Source organism: Acetatifactor sp. (assembly GCF_982438285.1).
Genome location: NZ_CEWDFQ010000178.1, coordinates 1 through 6,435 on the forward strand (window position 1 = coordinate 1; position 6,435 = coordinate 6,435).

The following is a 6,435-nucleotide window of genomic DNA, read 5'->3' on the forward strand; positions in this document are numbered from 1 at the left end:
GAAGGGCAGGAGCGTAAAGCAGAGCCAGGCAGGCTGCGGGTGGAGACTGTGCGGGGTGCTCCGAGAGCGGCTGCAGCCACGCATTTTATGATGCTTCTCTCAAAACAGAGAAGAAGGCTGCACAGGATATGGAAATCCTGAATCTGGAAGAGGAGGGGAAATAAATGGAGAATGTAAGAGATTTATTGCTTCTGCTGGTAGGCTCCTCCCTGGTCAGCAACGTGGTTTTGAGCCAGTTTTTCGGATTATGTCCTTTCCTTGGAGTGTCGAAAAAGACCAGCACGGCGGCAGGAATGGGAACTGCCGTTATCTTTGTGATAACTTTGGCAAGCGCGGTTGCAGGCGTGATTTACAAATATGTGCTGCAAAGATTTCATATTGAATATCTGCAGACCATTGTCTTTATTCTTGTGATCGCAGCCTTGGTTCAATTTGTGGAGATGTTCTTAAAAAAGGCCATGCCGGGGCTGTACAAGGCATTGGGAGTATATCTGCCCTTGATTACCACAAACTGCGCCGTTTTGGGTGTGGCGCTCACTAATGTGCAGAAGGAGTACGGTATCCTGACGGGCATTGTAAACGGTTTTGCCACAGCCGCAGGCTTTACAATGGCCATTGTGATTCTCGCAGGACTGCGGGAAAAAATGGCTTACAATGATGTGCCGGAATCCTTTCAGGGTATGCCCATGGTGCTTTTGACCGCCGGGCTTATGGCAATCGCCTTCTGTGGATTTTCCGGGCTGTTATAGAAGGGAGGCGGCATATGAGTATAGCAGGAATTGCGGCCGCAGCGGCCGTAGTAGGCATTGTTGGTATTTTTGTGGGACTCTTTCTGGGAGTGGCTGGCATCAGCTTTAAGGTGGAGACAGACGAAAGAGAGGAAAAGGTGCTTTCGGCGCTGCCGGGAAATAACTGTGGAGGCTGCGGGTATCCGGGATGCTCCGGACTTGCAGCTGCCATCGTAAAAGGGGATGCTCCGGTGAACGGCTGCCCTGTGGGTGGTGAAGCGGTGGGAAGGGCCATCGGAGAAATCATGGGAGTGGACGCAGGAGAGAGCCGGAGAATGACTGCCTTTGTGCACTGTCAGGGAGATTGTGACAAGGCGGCGACGGATTATGATTACTATGGAGCAAAGGACTGCCGCATGATGAGCTTTGTGCCCGGCGGCGGCCCCAAAACCTGTAACAGCGGATGCCTGGGGTTTGGCACCTGTGTGCAGGCCTGTCCCTTTGACGCCATCCATGTGGTAAACGGCGTCGCCCTGGTTGACAGAGAAAAATGCAAGGCCTGCGGAAAATGCGTACAGGCCTGTCCAAAGCATTTGATTTCCCTGATTCCCTATGAGGCAAAGACAGCGGCTGCCTGCAGTTCCACGGATAAGGGGCCGGTCACCGCAAAGGCATGCAAGACAGGCTGTGTGGGCTGCGGCATCTGTGTCAGGGCCTGTCCTGAGGGTGCGGTGAAGGTGGAAAGCTTCCATGCGGTGATCGATCAGGAAAAATGTACCGGGTGCGGTATTTGTGAGGAAAAATGCCCGAAAAAGGCCATTGTCAGGCTTTCAGGGGCAGAATGAAGAAAAGGAGGAAACAGCCATGCGCTTGCCGGAGGATTATAACGACCATTCCGGGCTTACGCCCACAGTGGTTTCTGCCATTGTGGCGGTAACGCTTTTTGTGGGAGCCATTCTTGCGGTAGTGCTTCTTATGAACAGTCAAAGGCCTGCAGGGAAAAGGCAGGCACAGGCAAAAGAGACGGGGGTTTTTATTGAGGAGGAGACTCTGGAGCAGTCTGCTGAAGGAAGCAGCTATCCGGATACGGAGGATATTCTGACGGGAAGCACATTAAGTCCGGATGATTTTGACTTTTGGGATATGTATCCCGAGGAAACAGAAGAAGCGCAAGAGCCTTCACAGGAGGAAACGCCGGAGACTGCGGAAAATGACCCGGCTACAGATGGAAAACATACCTTAATTGAATATGATGACGGCAAAGAAGAATGGGTGTTGATCAGCCCCTATCTTCCCAAGCATGAGTATGATTTTACCAGGCTGGTATATCAGTCCAATCTTATGAAGTATTATGAGGACGGCAAGCTGGTTTCCTTTGTGGGAGCGGATATTTCAAAGTATCAGGACTATGTGGATTTCGGGAAGCTGAAGAAGGCGGGAGTGGATTTTGTAATGCTGCGTGTGGGGGCAAGAGGCTATGGAAGTGGGCAGCTTGTGCTGGACGAATACTTTGCTGAAAACATAAAGCGGGCCTCCGACGCAGGGCTTGAGATCGGCGTTTATTTCTTTTCCCAGGCCATATCAAACGAGGAGGCTGTGGAGGAGGCTGACATGGTGCTGGAAAATATAAAGGATTATGAGATCACCTATCCGGTGGCCTTTGATATGGAATATATTGAAAACGACGCTTCCCGGATAGATAATCTGAGCAAGTCGGAGAAAACGGAGATTACAAAAACCTTTTTGGACACCATTCAGAATGCAGGCTATAAGGCCATGCTTTACGGAGATAAGGAATGGCTGTTAAAGGATATTGATCTGTCAAAGCTGACAGCTTATGATGTCTGGCTTTCCCAGGAGTCGGATATTCCCGATTATCCCTATCGGTTTACCATGTGGCAGTACACAAAGAAAGCATCCATTGACGGCATTGCAGGCTATGCCGACCTAAATATCAGCTTTATTGATTACTCTGAAAAATAATTTATGATTTTGGGGGAAATCTCAAGGCAGGAGTAAATCTGGGCGTATCTGGAAGGGGAGATTCCCTCGATGTAATTCGGGGAATACTGCCTGGAAATGCCGTTCTTTTTCAGGCAGTCAATGGCTTTATTATAGGCAATGGCAGCTTCCAGCTCTGTGGCATATCTTCCCACCAGATAATTTCCCCTGACATGAATGCGGACAGTATATAGATACTGTCCGTTTTTTTGTTTTTCCAAACGGATTCCGTGATAGGTGTTTTTTATTTCCAGATTTTCCCGGCGGAAGTCTGTTGGATCATTGTTGATAAAACGAAAGTCCACACCTGGAACCGCATAATTCTTAATGCCGTAACGGGAACGGATATTTACCTGCATTCCGTAATCGGCCACAAAATAATGGCTGCCCCGGCACATGATCTTATGAGAGGCATAATAAAATAAATCGTCGGGATCGAATTTCAGCACATGAGACGGAGACAGATAGTAGTAAAAAAAACGCTGTCCCATATAGATGGGATTTCCAAAATAGATACCGTTGTCCCTGAAGTTTAAAAGGCAGACCCATTTTGCAAAGGGGAGAGGAGAGCTCTCTTCATAGGTGTGCAGGGTGACGGATTCATCCTCCAAAAGCCGCCGTCCCTCCCTGTAGGCACAGTGGCCTTCCTGGGGGGAAGAAAAGCTTCCCAGGCTGATATGCTTCCTGCGGTAGGTTAAAGAGGCGCGGTAGTATACGGTCCCGTCTTTTTTTTTGGAACAAAAAACACCCTCATAATGGGATTTGGGTTCATTCTCATATCTGTTCATGATCAAAAACACCTCATGTAAATGTAAACCTATTATAACATTATTTTTACAAATAGGAACAATTTAGAAATATTTTTAGGACTTGCTTCATAAACTAATATATGGCTGGAAGTAAAATTGAAAACTGAAAGGGCGTTAAGGCATTATGTATAAAAAGGCAGTCAGCGCGCTTGCGCTTTTAAATCTGTTATTCCTGTTTGGCTTTTTGTGTCTGAGGGGCGTAGAGGAAAATAAGCTGGCGTCCCGGCCGGCCTACGAGCTTAAGGCAGATGAAAGTATATTAGCGGACAGTAAAAGCAGCAGTATGGGGATCGTATCCGCAGCGGCGTCCGGGCAGAGGGTGGTGGATTTCGACGTACTCAAAAAGGAGCTGGCTTATGATCTGGAGGATCAGGATTTGGAGATTCTGCTGCGGATTGTGGAGGCCGAGGCAGGAGGAGAGGACGAAGAAGGAAAGCTTTTGGTGGCCAATGTGGTATTAAACCGGGTAAACAGTGTAAAATTTCCGGACACGGTGTCGGAGGTAGTATTTCAGCGGGAAAATGGAGTGACCCAGTTTTCGCCGGTGGCAAATGGGAAAATATGGAAGGTGCAAATCAGTGAAGAGACGCGGGAAGCAGTTGGACGTGCCCTTGAGGGAGAGGACATTTCCCAGGGAGCTCTTTATTTTGCAGCAAGAAAATATGCGGACAGTGACAAAATGAAATGGTTTGACGAAAACCTTACATTTCTGTTTCAGTATGGCGGACATGAGTTTTTCCGATAGCAGGCAAAGCGCCCCTGTTTCCGGGCTTTTGGAAAGTGATTGCACCCTGTATAAAATTATGCTACAATAATGCAGTGATGCGAAATGAGCAGCACAGAAGCGAGGAGAAATATGGACGTATTATATCACAGTACACGAAGCGAGGGATTGGCTGTAACGGCATCTGAGGCGATTCTAAAGGGTCTTTCCGAGGACGGAGGACTTTTTGTGCCAGACCATATTCCTGCGCTGGATAAGAGCCTTAAGGAGCTTTCCGGCTTAAGCTATCAGGAGACCGCCTACGAGGTGATGAAGCTTTTTTTGACAGATTTCACAGAGGAAGAGCTGAAGGACTGCATTCAAAAGGCTTATGATGAGAAATTTGACACAGACGAGATCGCACCTTTGGTGGAAGCGAAAGGGACATATTATCTGGAATTGTTCCACGGTCCAACCATCGCCTTTAAGGACATGGCGTTATCCATTCTGCCCCATCTCCTGACGGCTTCGGCGCGGAAAAATCATATCAAGAACGAGATCGTGATCCTGACAGCCACCTCTGGCGATACCGGAAAGGCGGCGCTGGCAGGCTTTGCCGGTGTGGAAGGCACCAGGATTATCGTTTTTTATCCCAAGAACGGCGTCAGTCCCATCCAGGAAAAGCAGATGGTGACCCAGAAGGGAGACAACACGCTGGTCGTGGGCATCCATGGGAATTTTGACGACGCCCAGACAGGAGTAAAGAAAATTTTCGGAGATAAGGATCTGGCTGCAGAGATGGAGCGGAAGGGCTTTCAGTTTTCTTCTGCCAATTCTATCAATATCGGCAGGCTGGTGCCCCAGATATGTTATTATGTGTATGCCTATGCAAAGCTCCTTAAGGAAGGCAAAATTGCAGAAGGAGAGCCCATCAATGTGGCGGTTCCCACAGGAAACTTCGGCAATATTCTGGCGGCCTTTTACGCAAAGAACATGGGGCTTCCCATTGGTAAGCTGATTTGTGCTTCCAATGAAAATAAAGTGCTTTACGACTTTTTTTCCACGGGCGTATATGACCGCAACAGGGAATTTGTGCTGACCTCCTCACCTTCCATGGATATTTTGATCTCCAGCAATCTGGAGCGTCTGATTTACCGCATTGCGGGCAGCGATGCCAAGAAAACCAAAGAGCTTATGGCGGCCCTGGGCGGACAGGGAAAATATGAGATTACGGATGACATGAAAGCACAGCTCTCCGACTTTTACGGAAATTTTGCAGGAGAAGAGGAGACTGCTTTGACTATCGCAAAAATATACAGAGACTGCAGCTATGTGCTGGATACACACACGGCGGTGGCTGCGGCGGTTTATGGGAAATATAAAGCGGAAACAAAGGATGAGACGAAGACTGTGATTGCATCCACGGCCAGTCCCTTTAAGTTTACCAGAAGCGTAATGAACGCCATCGATCCCAAGTATGACGCAATGGATGATTTTGCTCTGGTGGATGCCCTTTCCCAGATTGCCAATGTAGAGGTGCCTAAGGCGATTCAGGAGATTCGGACGGCCCCGGTGGTACATGACAAGCAGTGTGACGTGGATCAAATGCAGAATGTAGTCAGAGAATTTTTAAAGCTTTAATACATAAAAACGAAACAGGGCGGAATCCTTAAAGGATTCTGCTTTGTGCATACAGGGAAAAAAGCGCGCAGGAAAGCGCAGAAAGAGGTTATTATGACGGCACAGGAAATACTGAAGAGAGTGGATCACACACAGCTAAAGCCATATGCGACCTGGGAGGATATCAAAAAGCTCTGCGACGAGGCTGTGGAATATCAGACAGCCAGCGTATGTGTACCCCCCGCGTATGTGAAGAGAATTCATGAGGCCTATGGAGACAAGGTTAAAATTTGTACTGTGGCAGGATTTCCTTTAGGCTACAGCGTTACGGAGGCGAAGGAGGCAGAGATCGTCCAGGCTCTGGCGGATGGCTGCAGTGAGATTGATATGGTAATCAACATAAGCGACGTGAAAAACGGTCTCTATGAAAAGGTGGAGGAGGAAATCCGCCGCCTGAAGAAGACCTGCGGCGATCATATTCTAAAAGTAATTGTGGAGACCTGTTATTTGACGGAGGAAGAAAAAATAGCCATGTGCAAGGCTGTCACAAGGGCAGGAGCGGACTACATTAAAA

7 protein-coding genes are annotated in these 6,435 nt (G+C 48.3%); 6 read left to right on the plus strand and 1 reads right to left on the minus strand.

Features of this window, described 5'->3' with window-relative positions:
- Positions 1-164 precede the first annotated feature (164 nt).
- From AC1WIP_RS09740 to AC1WIP_RS09750, 3 genes are read left to right on the plus strand one after another with little or no spacing between them, the layout of a single operon-like run.
- Positions 165-749 carry an electron transport complex protein RnfA gene (locus AC1WIP_RS09740; RefSeq protein WP_318703983.1) on the plus strand — a complete coding sequence of 195 codons (585 nt, stop codon included), beginning with the start codon at positions 165-167 and terminating at the stop codon, positions 747-749.
- A gap of 14 nt (positions 750-763) precedes the next feature.
- Positions 764-1,573: an RnfABCDGE type electron transport complex subunit B gene (locus AC1WIP_RS09745; RefSeq protein ID WP_481141654.1), complete on the plus strand. Its 810-nt coding sequence runs from the start codon at positions 764-766 to the stop codon at positions 1,571-1,573.
- Between the two features lie 19 nt (positions 1,574-1,592).
- Positions 1,593-2,711, plus strand: a complete 1,119-nt coding sequence (locus AC1WIP_RS09750) for a glycoside hydrolase family 25 protein (protein ID WP_481141655.1) — start codon at positions 1,593-1,595, stop codon at positions 2,709-2,711.
- Here the strand turns inward: AC1WIP_RS09750 and AC1WIP_RS09755 are convergent.
- A complete protein-coding gene (locus AC1WIP_RS09755; RefSeq protein WP_481141656.1) occupies positions 2,696-3,517 on the minus strand; it encodes a hypothetical protein in 822 nt (273 codons plus the stop codon). The two genes, AC1WIP_RS09750 and AC1WIP_RS09755, sit on opposite strands and share 16 nt — an antisense overlap.
- A gap of 145 nt (positions 3,518-3,662) precedes the next feature.
- Here AC1WIP_RS09755 and AC1WIP_RS09760 point away from each other — a divergent pair, with 145 nt between their 5' ends.
- The 3 genes from AC1WIP_RS09760 to deoC all read left to right on the plus strand — a co-directional run.
- Positions 3,663-4,283, plus strand: coding sequence for a cell wall hydrolase (locus AC1WIP_RS09760; RefSeq protein ID WP_318709300.1), 621 nt, complete (start codon positions 3,663-3,665; stop codon positions 4,281-4,283).
- 111 nt (positions 4,284-4,394) lie between these two features.
- Positions 4,395-5,882: a threonine synthase gene (gene thrC, locus AC1WIP_RS09765; RefSeq protein ID WP_481141657.1), complete on the plus strand. Its 1,488-nt coding sequence runs from the start codon at positions 4,395-4,397 to the stop codon at positions 5,880-5,882.
- Between the two features lie 93 nt (positions 5,883-5,975).
- Positions 5,976-6,435 (plus strand): deoxyribose-phosphate aldolase (gene deoC, locus AC1WIP_RS09770; RefSeq protein WP_481141658.1); only part of this gene is annotated, 460 nt, incomplete at its 3' end.

Coding starts and splice junctions, on each gene's coding strand:
- thrC (WP_481141657.1), top strand. CDS start 4,395: ATGGACGTATTATATCACAGTACACGAAGCGAGGGATTGGCTGTAACG.
- AC1WIP_RS09740 (WP_318703983.1), top strand. CDS start 165: ATGGAGAATGTAAGAGATTTATTGCTTCTGCTGGTAGGCTCCTCCCTG.
- AC1WIP_RS09745 (WP_481141654.1), top strand. CDS start 764: ATGAGTATAGCAGGAATTGCGGCCGCAGCGGCCGTAGTAGGCATTGTT.
- AC1WIP_RS09755 (WP_481141656.1), bottom strand. CDS start 3,517: ATGAACAGATATGAGAATGAACCCAAATCCCATTATGAGGGTGTTTTT.
- AC1WIP_RS09750 (WP_481141655.1), top strand. CDS start 1,593: ATGCGCTTGCCGGAGGATTATAACGACCATTCCGGGCTTACGCCCACA.
- AC1WIP_RS09760 (WP_318709300.1), top strand. CDS start 3,663: ATGTATAAAAAGGCAGTCAGCGCGCTTGCGCTTTTAAATCTGTTATTC.